Consider the following 26,139-nt stretch of genomic DNA (forward strand, 5'->3'; position numbering starts at 1 on the left):
GGAACTGCGACCCATGACCGTGTTGAAGATGACCGACCTCGATCTGCAAGGTAAGCGCGTACTGATCCGCGAAGACCTCAACGTCCCAGTCAAGGACGGAGTTGTCACCAGCGATGCGCGAATCCTGGCCTCGCTGCCGACCATCAAGCTGGCCCTGGAAAAAGGTGCGGCCGTAATGGTGTGCTCCCACCTGGGTCGTCCGACCGAAGGTGAGTTCTCCGCCGAAAACAGCCTCAAGCCGGTGGCCGACTACCTGAGCAAGGCCCTGGGCCGCGACGTGCCGCTGGTAGCTGACTACCTGGGTGGCGTTGAGGTTAAAGCGGGCGATATCGTGCTGTTCGAAAACGTGCGCTTCAACAAGGGCGAGAAAAAGAACAGCGACGAACTGGCCCAGCAATACGCGGCCCTGTGCGACGTGTTTGTGATGGACGCCTTCGGCACCGCTCACCGTGCCGAAGGTTCGACCCACGGCGTGGCCAAGTTCGCCAAGGTCGCGGCGGCCGGCCCACTGCTGGCGGCTGAACTGGATGCACTGGGCAAGGCCCTGGGCGCGCCGGCGCAACCGATGGCCGCCATCGTGGCCGGCTCCAAAGTCTCCACCAAGCTCGACGTGCTCAACAGCCTGAGCCAGATCTGCAACCAGCTGATCGTCGGCGGCGGTATCGCCAACACGTTCCTGGCCGCAGCCGGCCACCCGGTAGGCAAGTCGCTGTATGAGCCGGACCTGCTGGACACCGCCCGTGCCATCGCCGCCAAGGTCAGCGTGCCGTTGCCGGTCGACGTAGTGGTTGCCAAGGAGTTCGCCGAGAGCGCCGCAGCCACCGTGAAGCTGATCGCTGACGTGGCCGCCGACGACATGATCCTGGATATCGGCCCGCAAACCGCAGCTAATTTCGCCGAACTGCTGAAAGCTTCCCAGACCATCCTGTGGAACGGTCCGGTCGGCGTGTTCGAATTCGACCAGTTCGGCAACGGTACCAAAGTGCTGGCCAAGGCGATTGCTGAAAGCGCGGCGTTCTCCATCGCCGGTGGCGGCGACACCCTGGCGGCCATCGATAAATATGGCGTTGCTGATCAAATCTCCTACATTTCTACCGGTGGTGGCGCGTTCCTCGAGTTCGTCGAGGGCAAAGTGCTGCCTGCCGTGGAAGTGCTGGAAACCCGAGCCAAAGGTTAAGGCGCGTGATCCGGAAAAGGAGCATTCCCATGATCAAGTCGCTGGCATTGGTGATGACCGCAGGCCTGTTGGCCGCCTGCGGTAGCACACCACGTGTGGCGCCCGAGGCGGACAAAGCCGATGCGCCTCGCAAACACAGTTGCTACCAGGCTGACTGGCAAGCCGAAACCATGCCGGTGATCAACAAGCGCATCGGCAACGAGCGGCTGGAGAAATACGACGCCGCGCCCAACGGTCAGGAACAGGGTTGCCCTTGACGGGTCTGATCAACTAACCGACAGCAGCAGCGGCCCTTGGGCCTGCGTTCGAGGATTGGCAATGAAAGGCGTTTTCGCCCTCGCGGCACTGGCCCTGTTGGCCGGTTGCAGCAGCATGAACATGTTCAACAAGGCAGAGCCTGCCGATAAGTGGACCACCTGGACCTGCGACAGCAAGGCTGAGGTCAACTGGCGCTTCGCGAACCAGGCGCGTTCGGAGGTGGATGTGCGCCTCGGGGGTTCGGAGCAGGTTTACCGCCTCAAACAAGAGGTTGCCGCCTCGGGCGTGCTGTACAGCGACGGTCAATTGGCGTTTCACACAAAAGGTGAGGAAGGCCTGGTCTACTGGGTTGCGACTGACGATTTGATCGGGCGCGGCTGCAAGGCCCAGTAACTGGAGCGCGGTCTCGAAGGTCATGAGATCCAAATGTGGGAGGGGGCTTGCCCCCGATAGCGGTGGGTCAGTCAAGAGATTCATCACTGGGAGGCTGCCATCGGGAGCAAGCCCCCTCCCACATGAGATTCGGTTCAAAACTGGAACTTGAGTCGCGCCCATCAGAAATAACGATTCAGCAGGCCAGGCGTGCAAAACCTGACCGGCAATAACTTGAATAGCGGCCTGCGCTACGGCAGGCTTGCACGATTAACGACCCTCGATCGGGAGAGACAACACAATGGCACTTATCAGCATGCGTCAAATGCTGGACCACGCAGCCGAGTTCGGCTACGGCGTCCCAGCCTTTAACGTCAACAACCTTGAGCAGATGCGCGCCATCATGGAAGCCGCTGACAAGACCGACTCCCCCGTGATCGTCCAGGCTTCGGCCGGTGCCCGCAAATACGCTGGCGCGCCGTTCCTGCGTCACCTGATCCTTGCCGCGATCGAAGAATTCCCGCACATCCCGGTGTGCATGCACCAGGACCACGGCACCAGCCCTGATGTGTGCCAGCGCTCCATCCAACTGGGCTTCAGCTCGGTGATGATGGACGGCTCCCTCGGCGAAGACGGCAAGACCCCGACCGACTACGAGTACAACGTACGCGTGACCCAACAAACCGTGGCCATGGCTCACGCCTGCGGCGTCTCGGTTGAAGGTGAACTGGGCTGCCTGGGCTCCCTGGAAACCGGCATGGCCGGCGAAGAAGACGGCATCGGCGCCGAAGGCGTGCTGGATCACAGCCAGATGCTGACCGACCCGGAAGAAGCTGCCGACTTCGTGAAAAAGACCCAGGTGGATGCCCTGGCCATCGCCATCGGCACCAGCCACGGCGCCTACAAGTTCACCAAGCCACCGACCGGCGACGTGCTGGCCATCGACCGCATCAAGGAAATCCACAAGCGCATCCCCAACACCCACCTGGTGATGCACGGTTCTTCCTCGGTACCGCAAGAGTGGCTGGCGATCATCAACCAGTACGGCGGCGACATCAAGGAAACCTACGGCGTACCGGTTGAAGAAATCGTCGAAGGCATCAAGTACGGCGTGCGCAAGGTCAACATCGACACTGACCTGCGCCTGGCCTCCACCGGTGCGATGCGTCGCCTGATGGCGACCAACCCGAGCGAGTTCGACCCACGTAAGTTCTTCGGCGCTACCGTAACGGCAATGCGCGACGTGTGCATCGCTCGCTACGAAGCGTTCGGCACGGCCGGTAATGCTTCGAAGATCAAGCCGATCTCGTTGGAAGCGATGTACCAGCGGTATTTGAAAGGTGAGTTGAACGCCAAGGTGAATTGAGCCTTAGGTGTTTGAAAAGAAGCCCGCAGTGATGCGGGCTTTTTTTTCGGTTGGAGTTTGACGACCGTAGTGGTTTATTCGTGATCAATATCCAACTTGGCAAACGTCACCCGCGCGCCTTCCTTGCTATCCCCACTATTGTCCTGCACATACACCCCCGCCTTGAAGTACAACGGCTTGTTCCCCCACGCCGCGCCGATTCGCTCGTTCCACTCTCCGTCCGCGGCGTACACGCTGAGCAGGCCGGCTTTGTTGAGGTTGATCACGTAGGTAAAACTCTTCTCCAGCGGCACATTCGACGCGATGGTTACCACGCGGCCTTCGCCGTCGTCCGGGCGCATGCGCACCTTGGCGACGATGTTGCCGGTCTGGGTCTTTTCCTTGAACTGGTATTCGAGTTTGATCAGCGGCTTCTGGCTGTCATAGGCATGAATCTGCCCGATCACGACTTTACCGGACGACGGCACCTGATTGACCTCCAGGGTCGCGCGCAGGAAGTTGTTCGCTTCTGGGTAGGTCCAGTTGCGCAGCCTCCCGTCGGCATAGGTTTCACGTAATTCGCTGCGGGGGTAGATGGCGTTTTCGGTGCGGGTGCCGGTCACCGGTGTCCAGAATTGCACGTTGCTGCCTTCGGCCTGGAAGTACTGGTCCTTGAAGCCGCTGACCAGCTTCGGCGTGTCGATAGTCGCTGGCGGGGAGCCGACAGGAATGCTCAGGTTCCAGGTGGAAAGGTCGATCATGGTGTTGGCCTTATTACAGGGGTTGAAGGCTTTAGCCCGAGGGCTGCACGGGTTCTTTATAGGTCGGTTCAAACCGATTGTTAAACACTTGTTGGCAATTTTTTGGCGCCAATGGAATGCCAAAAAGCCATGTGTCCCATACCGCGTGGCCTGCAGGGCTGTACCGTTAGTCGGCTTCCTGGCTATTGGCGCAATGATGGTATCGACGTCGCTTCTGCTTTTTTAGAACCGGGTCTAGAGTGAGACCTCAGTGTTTGTCCGGTTTTAGTCTTAGAAGTGACCGGTGCAGCCCTTCAAGGAAGAGAAGTAGCATGGATTGTGCTCCACACCACGGCGATGGCAGTTCGGTTCTTTTGGTGGTCGATGACTACCCGGAAAATCTCATCAGCATGCGTGCATTGTTGCAGCGCGAAGACTGGCGGGTGATTACCGCCGCTTCCGGCCTGGAAGCCCTCGAATTATTGCTGGCCCACGAAATCGATCTGGTATTGCTGGACGTGCGCATGCCCGGCATGGATGGCTTTGAGGTGGCGCGCCTGATGCGCGGCAGCCAGCGTACACGAATGACCCCGATCATCTTCCTCACCGCCCATGCCCAATCGCCCGACGCAGTGCAGGAAGGCTATGCCAGTGGTGCCATCGATTACCTGTTCAAACCCTTTGACCCGAATATCCTCAAGCCCAAAGTGCAGGCACTGTTGGAGCACCAGCGTAACCGGCGCTCCTTGCAGCGCCTTAGCCTGGAACTGGAGGCTGCCCGTGCCTTCAATGCCTCGGTGCTGGACAACGCTGCCGAGGGTATTTTGGTGGTGGGTGAGGGCAGTGTCATCCAGTATGCCAACCCGGCGATTTCACGCTTGCTCAACGCTACGATGGCTGAGTTGCAGGGCGAAAGTTTCCTGAGTTTCCTGCAAAAGCCTCACGTGCCTGCCTGGTTGGGTTTCCCGATGTACGAGGCGTATCGCAAAGGCGAAACGTGGCGCCAGCACGACGCGATCTTGCGCACCCGTCGCGGCCAGCAAGTGCCGGTGGCCTTGTCTTGCGCGCCTCTGCCCGCTGAGCAGAAGGCCATGGTGGTGACGGTGCTCGACATGTCGGAGGTGCGCCATCTGCATCAACAGTTGGAGTTCCAGGCCGTCACCGATCCGTTGACCGGACTGTTGAACCGGCGCGGTTTCCAGCAGGCGGTGGAAAGCACCCTGGCGCGCAGCGAGCGCAGTGATCAATCACTGGTATTGCTGTACCTGGACCTCGACGGGTTCAAGCGGGTCAACGATACCTTGGGGCATGACGCCGGTGACCGTGTACTGCGTTGGGTCTCGGAACAGATGCAGGCGTGTCTGCGCTCCTATGACATTCTCGGGCGCATGGGCGGGGATGAGTTCACCGCGTTGTTGGAATTGGAATTTCCGGAACAAGCGGCGAAAATCTCGGAAAAACTGATCGAGCGCGTGTCTGTCAGCCAACACGTCGACGGTTTGGATGTGATGCTCGGGGCCTGCATCGGGATTGCGACGTACCCGGATTGCGGTGCCGACCTGAGCGGCCTGCTACGAGCGGCGGATATCGCCATGTACGAAGCCAAGCGCGCCGGCCGCCAGCAGTATCGTTACTACGATAAAGACATGAACGGCCGCGCGCGCTCACGGCTGATGCTCGAAGACAGTGTGCGCACGGCTATCCAGAACAAAGAGTTCACCTTGGTGTTCCAGCCGCAGGTGTCGTTGGAGGATGGGCGTTTGCGTGGCTTCGAGGCCCTGTTGCGCTGGCAGCACCCGAGCGTCGGCGACGTGCCGCCGGGGCTGTTTCTACCGTTGCTGGAAGAGGCTCGCCTGATCAGCCAACTGAGTGCCTGGATCTACCAGGAGGTCGCGGTTCAGCGCGAAGCCTGGCAAGGCATTTTCGATAGCGAGCTGGTGTTGAGTGTCAGCCTCAGCAGCAGCCAGTTCAATATGCCTAACCTCGCGAACCAACTGCAGCAGGTACTGGAGCAGCATGGCTTGAAGGCGCGGCAGTTGGAGGTCGAGATCAGTGAAGACTGCCTGATGAACAACCTTCAAGACTCCACCAAGCAACTCAAGTTACTGCGCCAGATCGGTGTGCGCATTGCCCTGGATGATTTCGGCTCGGGTCGCTGTTCCTTGGCCCATCTGCGTGACCTGGAGTTCGATACGCTCAAGCTGGACCCGCAACTGGTGGCTCGCCTGCCGGGCTCGACACGGGACGCGGCGATGGCGCGCAGCATTATCCAGCTGTGCGAGCATTTCGATGTGTTGGTCATCGCCGAGGGCGTGGAGACATCGGAGCAGGCCCTGTGGCTTAAAACCCATGGTTGCCTGTTTATCCAGGGCCCATTGGCGGCGCAACCATTGCTCGCCGAGGAAGTTGGCGCCTGGTCTCACCCCCGTCAGCTGTGAATTCGCTACACTGGTGGCCTTTCGAGCCCCGTTGCAGATCCCATGACCGCGTTGAAATACCTCCAGGCCTATCCCGCTGCGCTCCAGGAGCAGGTGCGCCAATTGATCGCCAAGGACCAGTTGGGCGCCTACCTGGAGCAGCGTTATCCCGAGCGCCACGCGGTGCAGAGCGATAAGGCGCTGTACGCGTATGCGCTGGCGCTCAAGCAGGAACACCTGCGCAACGCCCCGGCCATCGACAAGGTGCTGTTCGATAACCGCCTGGACCTGACCCATCGCGCCTTGGGTTTGCACACCACGATTTCGCGCGTGCAGGGCGGCAATCTCAAAGCCAAGAAAGAGATCCGTATTGCCGCGTTGTTCAAGGAGGCGGCACCGGAATTTCTGCGCATGATCGTGGTGCATGAACTGGCGCACTTCAAGGAATCGGACCACAACAAGGCGTTCTACAAACTCTGCGACTACATGATGCCGGGCTACCATCAGGTGGAATTCGACCTGCGGGTGTACCTCACGTATCGCGACCTGCAGGGCAAGCCCTGACCGCACAAGGCGATTGACCATGGATGTGAGCAAGACCAAAAGCAGTTTTTACCGCCGCCTGTACGTGGCGTATTTGATCGACAGCCAGCTGGCCAGCACTGTCCCGGCACTGACTGACGTCACCGGCATGCCCAGGCGCACCGCGCAGGACACGATTGCGGCGCTGGCCGACCTGGATATCGTGTGTGAGTTCGAGCAGCAAGACGGTGCGCGCAACCATGCCGGGCGCTATCGGATTCGCAGCTGGGGCGCGATTGATCGCCAATGGATCGAAGGGAATCTGGTGTCGATCAAGCAGGTGTTGGGTTACCCCTGAGGGATGCGGTGATAGGGCTGACGCAATCGGGGGCAAGCCCCCCTCCCACATTTTGACAGTGTGAACCCAACCCAGTGTGGGAGGGGGCTTGCCCCCCGATGGGGCCCTCAAGCGCGCCGCATACCAATATGTGGAATATCGTCCTCCAGGTATTCCTCACCCGCCACCACAAACCCATACCGCCCGTAATATTCCTGCAAATGCGCCTGGGCAGAGAGAAAGATCGGCATCTCGGGCCAGATTTCTGCGATGTGCTTGAGCGTCTCCTCCATCATCCGGTGCCCCAGGCCGCTGCCGCGCGCCGAGGGTGCCACGATGACCCGGCCAATCACCACGTCGCCGCCCTGGGACTCCGGGTCCAGCAGGCGTAGATAGGCCACCAGTTCATTCTCTTTCCAGGCCATCAAGTGGTGGGTATCGCCGGACAGGTCCTGCCCGTCGATGTCCTGGTAAGCGCACCGCTGCTCCACGACAAACACCTCGCAGCGCAGGCGCAGGATGGCGTAGAGCTGCTCTTTGCCCAAATCGTCGTGATGCTTGCAGACCCATTCAATCGTCATCATATGTGCTCTTGGAAATGCCTGGAGAGGATAGTAAGCGCGACGGCGGTTGCTGTCTAAGTCGTGCATTTTTGTGAATGGCGTCAATTTGCCATCATTCTCTGCGCTCGCCGCTGACTTCTTTGTGTAATCTGCAATACAAGCTCATTGATGAGCTACTGTTATAAAGCCATCACGTGCCCGCCAAGGACTTTGAGCATGCTGCGAAGTTATCGTGCCGTTGCTTTGATTGCAGTGCTGTTGCTGGCCCAACCGGCGCTCGCGCAACGCCTGCGTCTGGTCGCGGACGCCTGGCCACCGTTTACCGATATCACGCTGGTCAACGGTGGGTTGGCCACCGATATTGTCAGCACTGCGTTGGCCCGCGCCGGCTACGCCAGCGATTTCGAGCAGGTGCCCTGGGCGCGCGCGCTGATGGGGGTCAGTGAGGGGCGCTACGACGTGCTGATCAATGCCTGGTACGACGATGCCCGCACGCAGTTTGGGCAGTTCTCCGCCGAGTACCTGCTCAACCGGGTGCGTTTCATTAAACGTGGCGATGACCCGATCGACTATCAGAACCTGGAGCAGTTGCACGGCGAACCTATTGCTGTCGTGCGCGGGTATGCCTATTCGCCAGCGTTCGATCAGGATGCACAGTTACAGAAAATACCGGTGCATAACTTCGCCATGGCCGTGCGCATGCTCGCTGCACAGCGGGTGAGGCTGACGCTGGAAGATGAGTATGTGGCCCGCTACTACCTGGCGCGGGAGTCGCCGCGGGTGCGCAATTCGGTGGAGTTCCTGCCCAAGCCGCTGAGTGAGAACAGCCTGCATATTCTCGTCAGCCTGAAGAACCCGGAGCATGCGCAGATCGTTGCCGGCTTCGACCGGGAGATTGCCAAGATGAAGGCCGATGGCAGTTATGAACGATTAATGAAAGAGCATGGGATGTAGCGTTCTTTCTGGCCTTATCGTCCTGCCTTCGGAATGCAGTCCCCTGTGGGAGGGGGCTTGCCCCCGATAGCGGCCTAAGCCGCGCCGGTGTCTTTGATCAAGTGTGCAGCCAATGTGCGCAACGGCCCCAACTGCCGACAGATCAACGCCAACTGCGTCTGCACCAGGCGCTGCCCTTCATCGATCTCATCCGGCATCTGCTCCAGCTCCGCGGCCATCGCTTCCTCGGCATCGCTTTGAATCGCAATGGGCTGCTTGTTGGCCAGCCCCGTGGCGATTTCATCGATACTTGCCGCCAGGGTGTTGCCGGCGCCCTCGATCAAATGTTCACGCGCTTCGGCCGGCAGTTGGGTTTCGCGGTGCGCGCCCAGCCCCGATAAGTAGCTGAGCAGGGTGTGGGACAACACCAGGAAGCGAAAGCCCACGTCTGCCTCCTTACGGAAGTGCCCCGGCTCCATCAGCATGTTCGCCAGGGTCGTGGACAGCGCTGCGTCGGCGTTGTGTGCATTGCGCCGGGCCAGGCGGTAGGCCAGGTCGTCGCTCTTGCCGGCGGCGTATTGCTGCATGATCTGGCGCAGGTAGATGCTGTTGCAGGTCAGGGTGTTGGCCAGCACTTTGTTCAGGCGCCGGCCTTGCCAGTCCGGCAGGAACAGGAACACCGCCAGGCCCGCGATCACGCTGCCGAGCAAGGTGTCGAACAGACGCGGCAGGAACAGCCCGTAGCCATCGCCGACCTGGTTGAAGCAGAACAGCACCATCAGGGTGATCGCCGCCGTGGCCAGGGTGTAGCGGGTGGTGCGGTTGATAAAGAACACCAGGCCGGCGGCGATGGCGAACATCGACTGCACCAGCGGGCTTGGGAACAGGTCGAACAAGGCCCAGGCCACGGTGAGGCCGATGGCGGTGCCGATGATCCGCTGGCCGAGTTTGCGCCGCGTCGCGCCGTAGTTGGGCTGGCAGACGAACAAGGTAGTGAGGATGATCCAGTAACCCTGGGACGGGTGAATCAAATGCACCATGCCGTAGCCGATGCTCAGTGCCAGCGGCAGGCGCAACGCGTGGCGAAACAACAACGACGTCGGCGTCAGCTGGGTGCGCAGGCGCGTCCACATTTCCTTGAGGTTGCGCGGCGAGCGGTCAAGCAGGCTGCTGTCGGTGGCGTCGGCCAGGGCGTCGGGGTTGCTGGCGTCGCTCAGCAGGCGGTCGAGCGTGGACAGGTTGGCCGCCAAGGCCCGTAGCGAACGCAGCAGGCCGCGCCAAGCCGGGTTGCTCTGGATGCGCAGATGCTCCAGGGACGCGTTCAAGTCGCCCAGGGCTTCGGCGAAGCTGTCGTCATAGATGAACGGCTGGCGTAGCTGAATCGACTCGGCCAGGGTCTGGCAGGCTTTGCCTTGCTGACGCAGCAGGCGCTGGCAACGGAACAGCACGTCGCTGTGGAAGAAGGCTTCGGCCAGGGCGTTGTAGGGATAATGGGATGAACTGGCGCGTTCGTGAATGTCCTGGGCGAGGAAGTACAGCTTCAAGTAGCGGCTGACTTTCGAGCCTGGCCGACCATTGCCCACGCGGTGCAGGATGATTTCCTTCGCCGCATTCAGCGCCGCGACCACCCGGCCATTTTGCTGGGCCAGTTCCAGGCGGCGCGCTTCCACGTCCAACTGGCGGATGGGCTCGAACAGCGACGACTTCAGTTTAAGGTAGCGTCCCAGCTCGCGGAACAACCGCGCCAGGCTCTGCTGTACCGGCTGGTTGGAAAACAGTGCCTGCCACACTACCGACAGCACGCCATACCAGGCTGCACCCGCTACCAGCAGCAGGGGCTCATGCCAGAAATCCGTGACCGCGCCACCGCGCTGGTCCACGCCGATCATGGTGTACACCGACAGAATCAGCGTCGCCGAGGCAATCGCCCCATAACGTTCGCCCAGCGCCCCGAGCATGGTCAGGCCGAAACTGGCCAGGGCCAGGGCTATCGCGAAGATCCAGGGGTAAGGAAACAGCAGCTCCACCGACAGTGCCGCGATGCTGAAACACACCAGCGTCACCGCCAGGGCATTGAGGCGGCCTTGCCAACTGTCATCGGTCTCGGCCAGGGCGCTGGCGATAATCCCCAGGAACAACGGGATCAGCAGCGTCATTTCATCCTGATACCAGCACAGCGCCATGCTGCCGGTGAGGGCGATGAATACCCGTACGCTGTAACTGAATTTATCCAGCGCCCACAGGCGCCGCATGGACTGCTTGAACGAGGTCGATGACATGAAGTCTGGAGTCTTCCGGGACGATGCCGCTAAATTGAGCCAGTAATGACGCCACGGCAAGCGTGGCGATCACATCCGACAGCAAAATATATTCCCGCCCGCCATTTTCAATATGCAATGCAATCCAAGTGGGAGGGGGCTTGCTCCCGATAGCGGTGGGGCAGCGGCAGATAAGCTGGCTGATCCACCGCTATCGGGAGCAAGCCCCCTCCCACATTTGACCGAGTACATCCTTCAGACGTACTGCGCCGCCGCATAACCTGACGCCCAGGCCCACTGGAAGTTGAACCCGCCCAGGTGACCGGTCACATCCAGCACTTCCCCGATGAAGTACAGCCCTGGGCTTTTCAGCGATTCCATGGTCTTGGACGACACTTCCCGCGTATCCACTCCGCCCAGCGTCACCTCAGCGGTGCGATAGCCCTCGGTGCCGGCCGGCACCAACTGCCAGCTCGACAGCTTTTGCGCGATTTCGGCGATTTCGGCGTGGGTGTACTGCTTCATCGGCTTGGACACGAACCAGCTTTGCGCCAGCAGGTTGGCCATCTTCTTGGTGAAGATGTCGCCGAGCAGGGTTTTCAACTCGCTGTTGGGATGCTCGACCTGTTGCTGTTGCAGCCAGCTGTGGGCGTCATGATCGGGCAGCAGGTTGATCTCGACGGTGTCGCCGGACTCCCAGTACGAAGAAATCTGCAAAATCGCCGGGCCGCTCAGGCCGCGGTGAGTGAACAGGATGTTTTCGCGAAAGCTCTGGCCGTTGCAGCTGACCAGGCAGTCCACGGAGGTGCCGGACAACTCGCCGCACAGTTCCTTGAGCTGGTCGGTGATGGTGAAGGGCACAAGACCTGCGCGGGTCGGCAGCAGTTCGTGGCCAAATTGCCTGGCGACCTGATAACCAAAACCGGTAGCGCCCAGGGTCGGGATCGACAGGCCCCCGGTGGCGATCACCAGGGATTCGCAGCGCAGTTCGCCCAGGGTGGTCTGCAATTGATAGCCACCGTCGACCTTGGCGATCTCCTGGATGGAGGTGTCCAGGTGCAGGTTCACACCGTTCTGGAGGCATTCATCGAGCAGCATGCCGAGGATGTCGCTGGACTTGTTGTCGCAGAACAGCTGGCCGAGTTTCTTTTCGTGGTACGGCACGCCGTGCTTGGCCACCAGCCCGATAAAGTCCCACTGGGTATAGCGGGCCAGGGCGGACTTGCAGAAGTGCGCGTTGTGCGAGAGGAAGTTGGCCGGCTCGGTGTACATGTTGGTGAAATTGCAGCGGCCACCGCCCGACATCAGGATCTTCTTGCCGGCCTTGTTCGCATGGTCGATCAACATCACCTTGCGCCCACGCCCGGCGGCAGTCAGCGCGCACATCAAGCCTGCGGCGCCGGCGCCAATGATCACAACTTCGGTCGAGCGCAAAACGGTGTCCTCATGTTTATCAGATCGTTCCCACGCGCTGCGTGGGAATGCCGCAATGGACGCTCTGCGTCCGCAGGGTGACGCAGAGCGTCACGGGATGCATTCCCACGCAGAGCATGGGAACGATCCTGTCAGAGGATGCGCACGCGCAACGAACGGCCCTTGATCTTGCCGTTATTCAAACGCTGCAGCGCCTGCTTGGCGATCCCGCGCTCCACCGCCACGAATGCCTGGAAGTCGAAGATCGCGATCTTGCCGACCTGGGCACCCGGGATGCCGGCTTCACCGGTCAATGCACCGAGGATGTCGCCTGGACGCACTTTGTCTTTGCGGCCGGCGGCGATGCACAGGGTGCTCATCTGCGGCAGCAGCGGGCCACCGCTTTGTGGCTTGAGGTTGTCCAGTTGGTCCCAGTTCAGCGGGGTTTTCTGCAACTGTTCGATGGCTTGGGCGCGGTGTGCTTCGGAGGGCGCCACCAGGCTGATCGCGATGCCGGTCTCACCGGCGCGGCCGGTACGGCCTACACGGTGGATGTGGATTTCCGAGTCGCGGGCCAGTTCGACGTTGATCACCATGTCCAGCGAGTCGATGTCCAGGCCACGGGCGGCGACGTCGGTGGCAACCAGTACCGACGTGCTGCGGTTGGCGAACATCGCCAGCACCTGGTCACGATCGCGCTGTTCCAGGTCGCCATGCAGGCCGACGGCGGAAATGCCCTTGGCGGTCAGGTGGTCCACGGTTTCCTGCACCTGCTGCTTGGTAAAGCAGAACGCCACGCACGAGGCCGGGCGGAAATGCGCCAGCACCTTGGTCACCGCGCCCATGCGCTCTTCTGGCGAGATCTCATAGAAACGCTGTTCGATCTGGTCGTCGGAGTGGAACGCCTCGGCTTTCACCTGTTGCGGCGCCCGCATGAACTTGGACGCCAGCTGCTTGATGCTCACCGGGTAGGTGGCCGAGAACAGCAAGGTCTGGCGACGCGGTGGGGTTTTGCTGATGATGTCTTCGATGGCGTCGTAGAAGCCCATGTCGAGCATACGGTCGGCTTCGTCGAGGATCAGCGTGTTCAAACCGTCCAGTACCAACGAACCTTTGCGCAGGTGCTGCTGGATGCGGCCCGGGGTGCCGACGATGACGTGGGCGCCATGTTCCAGGGAGGCGATCTGCGGGCCCAGGGACACGCCGCCGCACAAGGTCAGCACCTTGATGTTGTCTTCAGCGCGGGCCAGGCGGCGGATTTCCTTGGCGACCTGGTCAGCCAGCTCACGGGTCGGGCACATCACCAGGGCCTGGCAGCCGAAGTAGCGCGGGTTGATCGGGTTCAACAGGCCGATGCCGAACGCGGCGGTCTTGCCGCTGCCGGTCTTGGCCTGGGCAATCAGGTCCAGCCCTTTGAGGATCACCGGCAAGCTCTGCGCCTGGATCTGCGTCATCTCGACATAACCCAGCGAGTCGAGGTTAGCCAGCATGGCGGCGGACAGGGGCAAAGTATTAAAAGCGGTGGCGATGGTAGTCACGGGACTGGCTCTGCAAAACAAAATGTCGCGCAGTGTACCAGCCTCAAAGGAATTTCCCCGCAAGTTCTAGACGAGAAGCCGGTTAATGCTCGATGTCGTGTTCGCGGCTGACCACGCGTTTGCCGTCCGTTGGCGACAATTGCAGGAAGATCGCCGCCGCCAGCATCGCCATGATGCCCACGGTGAGAAAGGTCAGTTGGAACGCGCCGAGCACGCTTTCCACGCCGTCATTGCCGGTTTGGGCGGTAAAGCCGCCGAGCAACGCACCGGCACAGGCCACGCCGAGGCTGAGGGACAATTGCGCAACCACCGACAGCAAGCTGTTGCCGCTGCTGGCCTGGGCGTCGTCGAGGTCGATCAGGGTGACGGTGTTCATCGCGGTGAATTGCAGGGAATTGATCGCCCCCAGTACCGCGAGCATGCACAGCAGCAATGGGTAGGGCGTGTGCTCGCTGACCAGGCCCATGCTCGCCAGCATGATGCCGAGGAACAAGGTGTTGCCGGTCAGCACCACGCGGTAGCCGAGGCGTTCGATCAGTACGCGGGCGATGGATTTTGCGAACATCGCCGCCGCCGCCAGCGGCAGCATGCTCATGCCGGCTTCCGACGGCGAATACCCCAGCGCCACCTGCAGCAGCAACGGCACCAGGAACGGCAGGGCGCCGCTGCCCAGGCGGGCGAACAGGTTGCCGAGGATGCCCACGGCGAAGGTGCGAGTCTTGAACAGCATCGGCGAAAACAGCGGGTTATCCAGATGCCCGGCGCGCAGCCAATACGCCGCCAGGCACGCCAGCCCGCCAAACAGCAGCAACATTACCCGCAGATGCGGCAAGTGCAGTTCGCCCAGGCCCTCCATGGCGATGGTGATCAGCACCATTGCCGCGCCAAACAGAAGAAAGCCGATGCCGTCGAAGCGCGTGCGCTCGCTGCCGCGCAGGTCGGGGATGAGTTTCCAGACGGCGTAGCAGCCGATCATGCCCACCGGCAGGTTGATCAGGAAGATCCAGTGCCAGGTCAGGTATTGCACCATCCAGCCGCCCATGGTCGGGCCAAGCAGCGGGCCGAGCAGGCCGGGGATGGTAATGAAGCCCATGATGCGCACCAGCTCCGAACGAGGGTAGGCACGTAGCACCACCAACCGTCCGACCGGCAGCATCAAGGCGCCGCCCAGCCCCTGAATCACGCGCGCGCCGACGAGCATGGTCAAGCTGCTCGACAGGGCGCACAGCAGCGAGCCGATACTGAACAACATGATCGCGCCGAAGAAGATTTTCTTGGTGCCGAAACGATCGGCGATCCAGCCCGATGCCGGGATCAGCAAGGCGACGGTGAGCATGTAGGCAATCACCACGCCTTGCATACGCAGCGGGTTTTCCGCGAGGTCGCGGGCCATGGCCGGCAGTGCCGTGTTGAGAATCGTCCCATCCAGCGACTGCATGAAGAAGGCAATCGCTACCACCCAGGGTAGCCAGCGGGCGGTCTTGGCATCGAGAGGGGCGCGATTCGGCATGTGAACCCTTTTGTTAGCTGGCTACGTGTCGGCAATTATGCGCCATTCGTCGCGCCTTTTCCCACCAGGAAATCCAGCAGTTCACGGTGCACCGCCGCAGCCGCTTCGTTGGACTCCAGATCCAGCAAGTGGCCCGTGTGTTCGGCCACGGCAAAGCTGCTGCGCCCCACATAGTGCTTGAACAGCTGTGCCTCGGCGGCGGGGGTGTATTCGTCCAGGGCGCCGTTGAGGAAGTGCACCGGTGTTTCAATCTGCCTGAGCGCCGGCAGGTAGTTGCCGTCGCCCAGGGCCAGCACCTGATGAATGTGAAAGCGCGCCTGGCGATACTCGGTGGTGGCCATGCTCGACAGGTGTCGATGGTTATTGCGCTTGAGGCGCGGCGACAGGTATTGGCCGACAGTCTCGTTGAGCAGATGGCCGACGGCGGATTTGTCATCGGCCTCGATCAGCACGCGTACGCGTTCCACATAGTCGAGCATGGCCTGATTGAGGTGGGGCGCCAGGGCCATCACCACCGAGCTTTTGATCGACGGCGGATTGTGCGCCAGGGTCAACAGCGTGGAGATGCCGCCCCAGGAGGCCGAGACCAGATGGTTGACCTCAAAGCGCTCCACCAGCGCGCGCAGTATTTGCACTTCATCGTCCTTGGTCACCAGGTCGAGGTCGGTATTGTGCTCGCGGGAGTAACCCGAAAAGGGCAAGTCAAACAGCAGTACGTTGAAATGCTCGGCCAGGCATTTACTGGTTCGCGCAAAGGACCGCGTGGTGGACAGTGCTCCATTGACCATGAGCACGGTGTTTTTTTGCGGATGATTTCCAAGCCGTTCAACGTGAACGTTGTAGTGCTTGAACAGCTTTTGTATGACAAAACTTCCATGGTCCATGTCAACGCTCCAGCTTGCCCTATCCCGGGCAAGGTCGTGCTCTCGTTGGGGGAGAGTGGCGGGATGCCACTAACCCTTATAACGAGGTTTTTTGCAGGCGACAACAGAGCACGCAGGAACAAGCGGAAGATGAGAATTTACGGTAGGAAGGGGGCGAGCTGGAGTATTTGAAATCTGCACCAAGCAGTGTGGGAGGGAGCAAGCCCCCCTCACATTGCTGTGTTCAGAGGGTCAGGGTCAGGCGTTTGACCAAGGCCCCCGGCAACAAGTTGGAGGCCGTGTTGCGTCGGTCGTAGGTGCTCGGCGACAGCAGCAATTCCCGCTCGGCGGTCAGCGCTTCCAGCTGTGAACCGAGCAGGTTGTACACACTGTCATCAAAGCGCATGGTGCTGACCGGCGCCTTGATTTCGCCGTCTTCGACCCAGAACGTGGCGAAGCGGGTCATGCCGGTCAGGCGTGCGGCCGGCAGGTCGGAGTAGTTCAGGTACCACAGGTTGCTGATATACAGCCCTGTGCCCAGCTGCTTGAGAATATCGGCCTGGGCCAGGTCGCCCGCCGCCATTTGCAAGGCGCTCGGGGATTCGTCACTGCTCGCGCCGTTGGTGCTCAGGCCATATTCGGCGGCACTGCGCGAGTTGATCAGTTGGCCTTCTGCCTTGCCTTGGTTGATCAGCGTGACATCGCCACGGGGGTAGCCTTCGGTGGAGAACGCCTGGCTGAGGGAGCCGCTGACCTGTTCATCGAGCTTGATCAACGGGCTCAGCGACTGTTCACCGGCATACAGCTTTTGCAGCGAACTGCCTTTGCTGGCGATGGCCTGGGCGGAGAACCCGCCCCAAGTGATGATGCTGATGATCTCTTCCAGCGCCGCCGGCGCGAGGTAGGCACGGTATTGCCCAGGGGCCAGTGTGTGCAGCGGACGGCCGAGAAATTCCAATTGCTGGCGTGCCTGCTGCAACCGTGCGGCGAACTCTTCGCTGTTCCATGTGTGCCCGGCGTAGCTGGCTTTCACCGCTTCACCATTGGCATGGAACAGGCTGAAATCGAAGTTGAAGCTGTTGGCGCGGTGCCAGCCAAAGGCCCCGTCCGAACTGGCGAAGCCCCGGCTGATGGGGCCGGCGGCGTAGAAGCCGACCAGGTCGACACCGTCAGCGGCCTGGCCGATCGCTTCCAATACCTGGGCCAGTTCCGGCAGTGGTCGCGCCTGTTCATTGTGGCTCTGCCAGGCATTGTGGTTCAGCAACAGGTACGGGTCCCGCGGCAGCAACGGCAAGGTTTCACGCAGTTGCTGCAGGCCGTCGGCCAGGCGTTGGCGGTCCAGCGCAGGCTCACCGGACAGGGTGATGCCCAGGTCGGCGTGGCGGCCATCGTTGATCAGTTTCAGGTTGAGGCTGGCTTGTTGCACCTGCCCGGCCTGGCGCACCTGCGCGTGGTTGAAGCGTACGAACTCGGACGCTTCATCCGCATAGCCCAGGTGAAATTGTTCCTTGTCGGTGATGGCCTGCTTGAGCCATTGCACCAGTGCCTTGAAGTTGTTCATCAGGCATCTCCCCCAAATACATCGATATGACTGAACACACAGGCGGGCGAGGCATGGCCCACGCGGATCACCTGGTTGGGTTCGCCCTTGCCGCAGTTTGGCGTGCCCAGGACCTTGAAGGTGCTGGCGTCGCCGACGGCGCTGAGGTTGCGCCAGAACTGTGCGGAAATCGCTCGGTAGTTGGGGTTTTTCACCACGCCCTTGAGCTCGCCGTTTTCGATCAACTGGCCCCATTCGCAGCCGAACTGGAATTTATTGCGCGCATCGTCGATGGACCAGGAGCGGTTGGTCGACATGAGAATGCCGTTTTCGATGCCGCCGACCAGTTGCGCGAGGCTCTTGTCGCCCGCTTCGATATTCAAGTTGGCCATGCGATCGATCGGCGGACGGTTCCAACTACTGGCACGACTGTTGGCCACGCCGCCCAGGCCCGAGCGGAATTGCGACAACGCTCCGCCCAGCGGCTTGAGCAACAGCCCTTCGCGGATCAGGAATTGTTTGCGGGCCGGCGTGCCCTCGTCGTCATGGCCGTAGCTGGCGAGTTGTTCGGGAATGTCGGGGTCGAAGGTCACGTTGAGCAGCGGTGAGCCGTACTGCAGCTGGCCGAAGTCGCTGGCTTTGACGAAACTGGTGCCGGCGTAATTGCGTTCATCGCCCAGGATGCGGTCCAGCTCCAGCGGGTGGCCGATGGATTCGTGGATTTGCAGGATCATCTGGTCGGGCATCAACAGCAGGTCACGCGCGCCGCTGGGCGTGTTTGGCGCGGCCAGCAGTTGCAGGGCTTCATCGGCGATGCGCGGCGCGGCGCCGACCAGGCCGAAGCGGCTGATCACCTCGAACCCGCCTTGCTGGCCGAAGTTGCTGCCGCCGAAGGTGCGGGTCTGGCTATCGTTGCCGTCGTAGGCGGTGACATTGACACCGGGGAATACAAAGCGCTGCGCCTGGCGCAATTCGGCGCCCGCGCTGTTGAGGTAGATCTGCTCGACGCGGGTCAGGCCCAGGCTCACGTCCCAACTGACCAGGCGCTCGTCCTTGGGCACGGCGGCCGACTCGTTGCCCAGCAGTTGGTAGCAGTCGCTCAAGGACGGGAAGGGCTGGTCAAGGTCGGGGGACAGGTAGTCGGCGACGGCGCTGGAGACGGCTTGGTCGCGCAGGTCGAGCAGGGCGTGGGGCTTGATCAGGCGGGCTTGCTGTTCGGCACGTTGGAGGGCCGCTTGCAGGCCGGCCAGGGAAATATCGTTGGTCGCGGCATAGGCTTCCACGCCATTGAGACGCACGGTCAGCATGGCGCCTTCGTCGTGGCTCAGGTGGGGCGGTTCGGCGACGTTTTTGCGCACTGACAAGTATTGGCCGGATTCGCGCACGTAGCGCAGCGAAAAGAATTCGGCGGTGGTGCGCAGGGCACTGAAATGTTTTTTGAGTGTGGCGTGGTGGTCGAACATGGGGCCTTCCTTGTGGGCGGCTCGGCGCGGGCAGGCGAACAGAGTAGGCCTGGGCTGGGAGCTGATCAAGGAAAGTGTAGGGCGGGGGGCGTGTCTTGTCTGGGCGGGCCTCATCGGGAGCAAGCCCCCTCCCACATTTGACTGCATTCACACATCTGAACGTGTGAACACCGTAGTGTGGGAGGGGGCTTGCTCCCGATGGGAGCGCTGCGGTTTATCAGTTACTGCGCCGTCTGGCCCACTTCACGCAACGGCTTGCCACGCACTGGCGCGTCGCCGGCGACATAGTAGTCGGCGGTGCTGCGCGGCAGTGGCTGGCGGCCACGGATCTTGTCGGCGATTTTCTCGGCGATCATGATCGTCGGCGCGTTCAGGTTGCCGGTGGTGATGATCGGCATGATCGACGCATCGACCACACGCAGGCCTTGCATGCCATGCACGCGGCCCTGGCCATCCACTACCGCCATGTCGTCGGTGCCCATCTTGCACGAGCAGGACGGGTGGAACGCGGTTTCGGCATGCTCACGGATGAACTTGTCCAGCTGTTCATCGGTTTGCACTTCGATGCCCGGGCTGATTTCGCGGCCACGGTAGGGGTCCAGGGCCGGTTGCGCCATGATTTCACGGGTCAGGCGGATGCCGTCGCGGAACTCCTGCCAGTCCTGTTCGGTGGCCATGTAGTTGAAGAGAATGCTCGGGTAGTCCCGTGGGTTCTTCGACTTCAACTGGATGCGACCCCGGCTTGGCGAACGCATGGAGCCCATGTGTGCCTGGAAACCGTGCTCTTTCACACCGTTACTGCCGTTGTAGTTAATCGCCACCGGCAGGAAGTGGTACTGGATGTTCGGCCATTCGAATTCTTCACGGGTACGGATGAAACCGCCCGCTTCGAACTGGTTGCTGGCGCCGATGCCGGTGCCGTTGAACAGCCACTCGGCACCGATGGCCGGCTGGTTGTACCAGAGCAGCGACGGGTACAGCGACACGGGCTGGGTGCACGCATATTGCAGGTACAGCTCCAGGTGGTCCTGCAGGTTTTCGCCGACGCCTGGCAGGTCGTGGACCACCGGGATATCGAGGCTTTCCAGCAGCTTGGCCGGGCCAACACCGGAGCGTTGCAGCAGTTGCGGCGAAGCGATTGCGCCGCTGCACACGATGACTTCTTTGCGCGCACGGGCTTCGACGCGCTCTTCAGCCGCGCCGATCAAGTAACGCACGCCGACGGCACGCTTGCCTTCGAACAGCACTTTGTCGGTGAGGGCGTGGGTGACGATGGTCAGCGTCGAGCGCTTCTTGGCGGTGTCCAGGTAACCGCGTGCGGTGCTGGCGCGACGGCCCTTGGGCGTGACGGTACGGTCCATCGGGCCGAAACCTTCTTGCTGGTAGCCGTTCAAGTCTTCGGTGCGCGGGTAACCGGCCTGCACGCCGGCTTCAACCATGGCGTGGAACAGCGGGTTGTTGCCGGGCTTGGGCGTGGTCACGCTGACTGGGCCATCGCCGCCGTGCCAATCGTTGGGGCCGATGTCGCGGGTTTCTGCTTTGCGGAAATACGGCAGGCAGTCGAGGTAGGTCCAGTCTTCCAGGCCCGGCAGTTTCGCCCAGCCGTCGTAGTCCATCGCGTTACCACGGATGTAGCACATGCCGTTAATCAGGGAAGAGCCACCCAGGCCCTTGCCGCGACCACATTCCATGCGCCGGCCGTCCATGTGTGGTTCCGGGTCGGTTTCGTAGGCCCAGTTGTAGCGGCGGCCTTGCAGCGGGAACGCCAGCGCCGCAGGCATTTGCGTGCGGAAGTCGAAGCGGTAGTCAGGGCCGCCGGCTTCCAGCAGCAGAACGGTGACGCCTTCGTCTTCGGTCAGACGGGTCGCCAGGGTGTTGCCGGCGGAACCGGCACCCACAATGATGTAATCGTATTCTTGGGACATGAATGCACCCTCTTTTGGAGTTGGGTCAGCGGGGGCCTCATCGGGGGCAAGCCCCCTCCCACATTTGACGGCATTCACACATCTGAACGTGTGAACACAGTCAGTGTGGGAGGGGGCTTGCTCCCGATGGCGGCCTCAAAGGCAACACAAGTCTCGGGCTGTCAGAACACCGAGACGTAGTCGCCCAGCTCAACCTGTACCGATTTGATGCGGGTGAAGTTGTTCAGCGAACTGATGCCGTTCTCACGGCCCACACCGGATTGCTTGTAGCCGCCGACCGGCATCTTCGCGTCGGATTCGCCCCAGGCGTTGATCCAGCAGATGCCCGCTTCCAACTGATGAATCACACGGTGGGCGCGGTTCAGGTCTTTGGTGACCAGGCCGGCAGCCAGGCCGAAGTCGGTGTCGTTGGCGCGGCGGATCACTTCTTCTTCGGTTTCGTAGGTGAGGATGCTCATCACCGGGCCGAAGATTTCTTCGCGCACGATAGTCATGTCGTCGGTGCAGTCGGTGAACACGGTCGGGGCCACGAAGGCGCCTTTGGCGAATTCGCCGTCAGTCAGGCGGTCGCCGCCGCACAGCAGGCGGGCACCTTCTTCTTTGCCTTTGGCGATGTAGCCCAGCACGCTTTCCATGTGCGCAAAGCTGACCAGCGGGCCGAAGTTGGTGTTGTCATCTTGCGGGTTGCCCACGCGAATGCGCGCAACACGCTCGACGATCTTGGCTTCGAACGCCGCTTGCAGGTGCTTGGGCACGAACACGCGAGTGCCGTTGGTGCAGACCTGGCCGGAGCTGTAGAAGTTGGCCATCATCGCAGTGTCGGCGGCGCGGTCGAGGTCGGCGTCGTCGAAGATGATCAGCGGCGACTTGCCGCCCAGTTCCATGGTCACGTCTTTGAGCGAAGAGCTCGAAGCGCTGGCCATGACTTTCTTGCCGGTGTCGGTGCCGCCGGTGAACGAGACTTTCTCGATGCGCGGGTGCTCGGTCAGCCAGGTGCCGACTTCACGGCCGCTGCCGGTCAGCACGTTGAACACGCCCGCCGGAACGCCGGCTTCGGTGTAGATCTCGGCCAGTTTCAGGGTGGTCAGCGAAGTGACTTCGCTTGGCTTGAAGATCATCGCGTTACCCGCAGCCAGGGCCGGTGCGGATTTCCACAGGGCGATCTGGATCGGGTAGTTCCACGCGCCGATACCGGCCACTACGCCCAGCGGCTCGCGGCGGGTGTAGACGAACGCCGTGTCGCGCAGCGGGATTTGCTCGCCTTCGATGGCCGGCACCAGGCCCGCGTAGTATTCCAGCACATCGGCGCCGGTGACGATGTCGACGTATTTGGTTTCGGACAAGGCTTTACCGGTGTCCAGGGTTTCCAGCTCGGCCAACTCGTCGTTGCGCTCGCGCAGGATGTCGACGGCACGACGCAGGATGCGCGAGCGCTCCATGGCGGTCATGGCAGCCCAGATCTTCTGGCCTTTTTCGGCGCTGACCACGGCGCGTTCAACGTCTTCTTTCGTCGCACGTTGCACTTTGGCGAGAACTTCACCGTTAGCCGGGTTGATGGCTTCGAAGGTGGCATCGCTGCCAGCGTCGGTGTAGCCGCCGTCAATGTAGAGTTTTTGCAGTTCGAAACGGGCCATAAAGTCCTCGCAAGTGCATAAGTGGTTGGCGTTAACCTCCAAACAGTGAGCCACAAGGTGCTGGCGGCACTGACCGGAAGCGGTTCAGGGGTTGAGCGGTTATGTGTGCTCTAACTCACCTGCTTGGCCAATTGGAAATCCATGTATTCGTACGCGATCCGTTGCGCCTGCTCCGTGTCGAAAGCGTCTCCCGACAGGGCGCCGCGCAACCACAAACCGTCGATCAGGGCCGCCAGGCCTCGGGCTGCTTTGCGTGCACGCGGCAGCGGCAGCACTCGGCGAAACTGGCAGCACAGGTTGGAATACAGACGTTGATCGTTGATCCGCTGCAACCTGTGCAATGACGGGTGGTGCATGCTGGCTGCCCAGAAGGCCAACCAGGTTTTCATTGCCGGGCCGTTGACCTGGCTGGCGTCGAAGTTGCCTTCGATGATCACCTGAAGGTGCGCCCGTGGGCTGTCATCCTTCAGGGCACGTCTGCGTTCGTGGACGTTCTCGATCAGCGCATTCATCAAGTACCGCATCGTCGCGGCGATCAGGCCGTTCTTGTCCTGAAAGTAGTGACTGATGATGCCGTTCGAAACGCCGGCCAAACGGGCGATCAACGCAATGCTGGCATCCCCCATTCCGACCTGATCGATGGCCGTCAACGTGGCTTCGATCAACTGCTGGCGGCGTATGGGTTGCATACCGACCTTGGGCATGTAGCACCTCTCGTTAGGCCTGCGGCGGACGTCAGACGTCCGTCGGCTTGAAGGCCAGTCTATTTTGTTTTGATTGAACGTTCAATCAACAAAGAATAAGATCTGCGACAAATGGTCGCTGCCTACAGATATTTCCTACCTGCGAGCCGCGACATCTGACACCTGCAAAAACCCTTGAAACAGGCCGTGACAGGGCTTGGCCACTGCTTCGGCGGGGTACAAGAATTTTCGGGGTGTCTTTATAACACCCGTCCGTCGACTGCCGAAAAATCGATGTCCCGGGATAACCGTTGCCTTGTGTTTCTCTTTCGCACTGCCCGGAGCATCTGCGCCATGAGTTCTGCCTCTCTTATAAAGACCCCACCGGAAAAGGTGCGGGTCAACGGTTGGGTGTTCTACACCTCTACCGTGCTGATTCTTTTGCTGACTGCCATTCTGATCATCGCCCCGCAGGAGGCCGGGCGCATGCTCGGCGTAGCCCAGGCGTGGCTTTCCAAAAGCTTCGGCTGGTACTACATGGTCGTCATCGCCGCCTACCTGGTATTTGTGGTGGGGCTGGCGTTTTCGTCCTACGGCAAGTTGAAACTGGGCAGCAAGGACGACACCCCGGACTTCAGCTACGGCGCCTGGGCCGGCATGTTGTTCTCGTCGGGCATCGGTATCTCGCTGTTGTACTTCGGCGCCTCGGAACCGTTGGACCACTACTTCAACCCGCCCGAAGGCGCCGCTGCCAGTAACAGTGCGGCGCGCCAGGCACTGCAACTGACCTTCCTGCACTGGGGCCTGCATGGCTGGGCGATCTACGCGCTGGTCGGCTTGGCCGTGGCGTACTTTGCGTACCGTCATAACCAGCCGCTGGCCTTGCGTTCGGCCTTGTATCCGCTGGTGGGCGAGCGTTGGGTGAAAGGTGCGGCCGGCCACGCGGTGGACGGTTTCGGCATGTTCGTGACCCTGCTGGGCCTGGTGACGAACCTGGGGATTGGTGCGATGCAGGTGTCGTCCGGGCTGGAAAACCTGTTTGGCATGGAACACAACAACACCAACCTGTTGATCGTGATCATCGTGATGAGCACGGTGGCGACCATTGCGGCGGTGTCGGGTGTGGAAAACGGCATTCGCCGGCTGTCCAACCTCAACATTGTGCTGTTCAGCGGCCTGCTGATCTTCGTGTTGTTGTTCGGCCCGACCCTGCACCTGCTCAACGGTTTCGTGCAGAACATCGGCGACTACATGAACGGCCTGGTGCTGAAAACCTTCGACCTGTACGTGTATGAGGGTGACGCCGACAAGACCGAGCGCTGGATGGGCCTGTGGACCCTGTTCTACTGGGCCTGGTGGATTTCCTGGGCGCCATTCGTGGGTATGTTCATCGCGCGTATTTCCCGTGGTCGCACCGTGCGTGAGCTGGTGGCCGGCGTGCTGCTGATTCCGCTGGGCTTCACCCTGGCGTGGTTGTCGATCTTCGGTAACTCGGCCCTGGACCTGGTGCTCAACCACGGCGCGGTGGAGTTGGGCAAGACGGCGCTGGAACAGCCGTCCATGGCCATCTACCAACTGCTTGAGCATTACCCAGCGTCGAAAGTCGTCATCGGTGTGTCGATCTTTGTGGGCTTTGTGCTGTTCCTGACCCCGGCGGATTCCGGCGCGGTGATGATGGCCAACCTTTCCTGCAAAGGCGGCAACGTGGACGAAGATGCGCCGCACTGGCTGCGTATCTTCTGGTCGGCGGTGATTACCCTGGTGACCATCGGCTTGCTGTTTGCCGGTAACTTCGAAGCCATGCAAACCATGGTGGTGCTGGCGGGGCTGCCGTTCTCGGTGGTGCTGGTGTTCTTCATGTTCGGTTTGCACAAGGCCATGCGCCAGGATGTGGCCATCGAACAGGAGCAGGCGCAATTGGCCGAACGTGGCCGTCGTGGTTTCAGCGAGCGTTTGACGGCACTGGACCTGCAACCGAGCCAGGGCACCGTGCAACGCTTCATGGACAAGCATGTGACGCCTGCGCTGGAAGAAGCGGCGACGGCGCTGCGTGATCAGGGGCTGGAAGTGCAGACCTTGTTGGGCAAGTCCAAGCGCTGCATCGGTGTGCGTATCGAGATGGCGGAGGGCAATCCGTTTGTCTATGAAGTGAGCCTGGATGCTTACTCGTCGGCACCGAGCGACCTGCCCGAGGAAGAGCGCACCCGTTACTACCGGGCTGAGGTGTACCTGCACAACGGGCCTCAGGAGTACGACCTGATGGGGTTCACCCAGGAGCAGATCACCCGGGATGTGCTCGACCAGTTTGAAAGCCATCGGCAACTCCTTGGCCGTGTCTACAGCTAGCCGCTGGATGCTCGTTCCCACGCTCCGCGTGGGAATGCATCCTGTGATGCTCCGCGTCACGGCTTTTAAGAGCAGACGCGGAGCGCCCATGGCTACATTCCCACGCAGAGCGTGGGAACGATCAGATACGACCTGATGGGGTTCACCCAGGAGCAGATCACCCGGGATGTGCTCGACCAGTTTGAAAGCCATCGGCAACTCCTTGGCCGTGTCTACAGCTAGCCGCTGAATGCTCGTTCCCACGCTCCGCGTGGGAATGCATCCTTTGACGCTCCGCGTCACGGCTTTTAAGAGCAGACGCG

At 61.2% G+C, this 26,139-nt stretch carries 21 protein-coding genes; 9 read left to right on the plus strand and 12 right to left on the minus strand.

The genetic code is table 11. From position 1 onward, the window contains the following. The first annotated feature begins 13 nt into the window (after positions 1-13). The 4 genes from MJP36_RS04310 (at position 14) to fba (ending at position 3,173) form a co-directional block, all read left to right on the plus strand. On the plus strand, positions 14-1,177 hold the full coding sequence (locus MJP36_RS04310) for a phosphoglycerate kinase (RefSeq protein ID WP_060753405.1): 1,164 nt from the start codon (positions 14-16) through the stop codon (positions 1,175-1,177). Between the two features lie 29 nt (positions 1,178-1,206). After that, positions 1,207-1,434 (plus strand): hypothetical protein, encoded by a 228-nt coding sequence (locus MJP36_RS04315; protein WP_060753404.1) that lies wholly within the window; start codon positions 1,207-1,209, stop codon positions 1,432-1,434. 61 nt (positions 1,435-1,495) lie between these two features. After that, positions 1,496-1,828, plus strand: a complete 333-nt coding sequence (locus tag MJP36_RS04320; RefSeq protein ID WP_060753403.1) for an MliC family protein — start codon at positions 1,496-1,498, stop codon at positions 1,826-1,828. A gap of 280 nt (positions 1,829-2,108) precedes the next feature. Further along, entirely contained in the window at positions 2,109-3,173 is a 1,065-nt protein-coding gene (fba, locus tag MJP36_RS04325) for a class II fructose-bisphosphate aldolase (protein WP_003177554.1), read from the plus strand. A gap of 74 nt (positions 3,174-3,247) precedes the next feature. Here the strand turns inward: fba and MJP36_RS04330 are convergent, their stop codons facing one another. After that, the gene (locus MJP36_RS04330; protein WP_060753402.1) at positions 3,248-3,913 is read right to left on the minus strand and encodes a polysaccharide lyase family 7 protein; all 666 of its coding nucleotides are present in this window, start codon (positions 3,911-3,913) and stop codon (positions 3,248-3,250) included. 311 nt (positions 3,914-4,224) lie between these two features. Between MJP36_RS04330 and MJP36_RS04335 the strand changes: the two genes are divergently transcribed. Genes MJP36_RS04335 through MJP36_RS04345 form a run of 3 tightly spaced genes read left to right on the plus strand, consistent with a single transcriptional unit; the run spans position 4,225 to position 7,189 of the window. Further along, complete coding sequence (locus MJP36_RS04335; RefSeq protein WP_060753400.1) at positions 4,225-6,330, plus strand: putative bifunctional diguanylate cyclase/phosphodiesterase; 2,106 nt, start codon at positions 4,225-4,227, stop codon at positions 6,328-6,330. A gap of 42 nt (positions 6,331-6,372) precedes the next feature. Continuing rightward, positions 6,373-6,873, plus strand: coding sequence for a M48 metallopeptidase family protein (locus tag MJP36_RS04340; protein WP_090368301.1), 501 nt, complete (start codon positions 6,373-6,375; stop codon positions 6,871-6,873). Positions 6,874-6,892: 19 nt separating this feature from the next. Further along, the gene (locus tag MJP36_RS04345; RefSeq protein WP_244384943.1) at positions 6,893-7,189 is read left to right on the plus strand and encodes a winged helix-turn-helix domain-containing protein; all 297 of its coding nucleotides are present in this window, start codon (positions 6,893-6,895) and stop codon (positions 7,187-7,189) included. Between the two features lie 107 nt (positions 7,190-7,296). On the opposite strand, the gene MJP36_RS04350 is transcribed toward MJP36_RS04345, so the two are convergent. Next, positions 7,297-7,749, minus strand: a complete 453-nt coding sequence (locus tag MJP36_RS04350) for a GNAT family N-acetyltransferase (protein ID WP_060753677.1) — start codon at positions 7,747-7,749, stop codon at positions 7,297-7,299. A 198-nt stretch (positions 7,750-7,947) separates the two neighbouring features. Here MJP36_RS04350 and MJP36_RS04355 point away from each other — a divergent pair, with 198 nt between their 5' ends. Beyond that, positions 7,948-8,685 carry a substrate-binding periplasmic protein gene (locus MJP36_RS04355; protein WP_244384944.1) on the plus strand — a complete coding sequence of 246 codons (738 nt, stop codon included), beginning with the start codon at positions 7,948-7,950 and terminating at the stop codon, positions 8,683-8,685. Between the two features lie 74 nt (positions 8,686-8,759). On the opposite strand, the gene yccS is transcribed toward MJP36_RS04355, so the two are convergent. From yccS to betI, 10 genes are all read right to left on the minus strand, one after another. Continuing rightward, on the minus strand, positions 8,760-10,943 hold the full coding sequence (yccS, locus tag MJP36_RS04360; protein ID WP_205344407.1) for a YccS family putative transporter: 2,184 nt from the start codon (positions 10,941-10,943) through the stop codon (positions 8,760-8,762). 234 nt (positions 10,944-11,177) lie between these two features. Then, complete coding sequence (locus MJP36_RS04365; RefSeq protein ID WP_244384945.1) at positions 11,178-12,356, minus strand: BaiN/RdsA family NAD(P)/FAD-dependent oxidoreductase; 1,179 nt, start codon at positions 12,354-12,356, stop codon at positions 11,178-11,180. Positions 12,357-12,487: 131 nt separating this feature from the next. Then, positions 12,488-13,825 carry an ATP-dependent RNA helicase DbpA gene (dbpA, locus tag MJP36_RS04370; RefSeq protein WP_244385602.1) on the minus strand — a complete coding sequence of 446 codons (1,338 nt, stop codon included), beginning with the start codon at positions 13,823-13,825 and terminating at the stop codon, positions 12,488-12,490. 130 nt (positions 13,826-13,955) lie between these two features. Further along, positions 13,956-15,383, minus strand: a complete 1,428-nt coding sequence (gene mdtD / locus MJP36_RS04375) for a multidrug transporter subunit MdtD (RefSeq protein WP_090368309.1) — start codon at positions 15,381-15,383, stop codon at positions 13,956-13,958. Positions 15,384-15,418: 35 nt separating this feature from the next. Then, entirely contained in the window at positions 15,419-16,267 is an 849-nt protein-coding gene (locus tag MJP36_RS04380; protein WP_104994893.1) for an alpha/beta fold hydrolase, read from the minus strand. A gap of 223 nt (positions 16,268-16,490) precedes the next feature. Further along, positions 16,491-17,807: a TldD/PmbA family protein gene (locus tag MJP36_RS04385; RefSeq protein ID WP_244384946.1), complete on the minus strand. Its 1,317-nt coding sequence runs from the start codon at positions 17,805-17,807 to the stop codon at positions 16,491-16,493. After that, a complete protein-coding gene (locus MJP36_RS04390) occupies positions 17,807-19,249 on the minus strand; it encodes a TldD/PmbA family protein (protein ID WP_161548681.1) in 1,443 nt (480 codons plus the stop codon). The genes MJP36_RS04385 and MJP36_RS04390 overlap by 1 nt, the downstream gene beginning before the upstream one ends. A gap of 221 nt (positions 19,250-19,470) precedes the next feature. Beyond that, positions 19,471-21,174, minus strand: a complete 1,704-nt coding sequence (gene betA / locus MJP36_RS04395) for a choline dehydrogenase (RefSeq protein ID WP_161548682.1) — start codon at positions 21,172-21,174, stop codon at positions 19,471-19,473. A 161-nt stretch (positions 21,175-21,335) separates the two neighbouring features. Continuing rightward, a complete protein-coding gene (betB, locus tag MJP36_RS04400; RefSeq protein WP_090368320.1) occupies positions 21,336-22,808 on the minus strand; it encodes a betaine-aldehyde dehydrogenase in 1,473 nt (490 codons plus the stop codon). Positions 22,809-22,918: 110 nt separating this feature from the next. After that, complete coding sequence (betI, locus tag MJP36_RS04405) at positions 22,919-23,512, minus strand: transcriptional regulator BetI (protein WP_060753387.1); 594 nt, start codon at positions 23,510-23,512, stop codon at positions 22,919-22,921. A 390-nt stretch (positions 23,513-23,902) separates the two neighbouring features. Between betI and MJP36_RS04410 the strand changes: the two genes are divergently transcribed. Continuing rightward, positions 23,903-25,837 (plus strand): BCCT family transporter, encoded by a 1,935-nt coding sequence (locus MJP36_RS04410; protein ID WP_234016679.1) that lies wholly within the window; start codon positions 23,903-23,905, stop codon positions 25,835-25,837. The last annotated feature ends 302 nt before the right edge of the window (positions 25,838-26,139 follow it).

This window comes from Pseudomonas palleroniana (genome assembly GCF_022836895.1).
Lineage (GTDB): Bacteria > Pseudomonadota > Gammaproteobacteria > Pseudomonadales > Pseudomonadaceae > Aquipseudomonas > Aquipseudomonas palleroniana.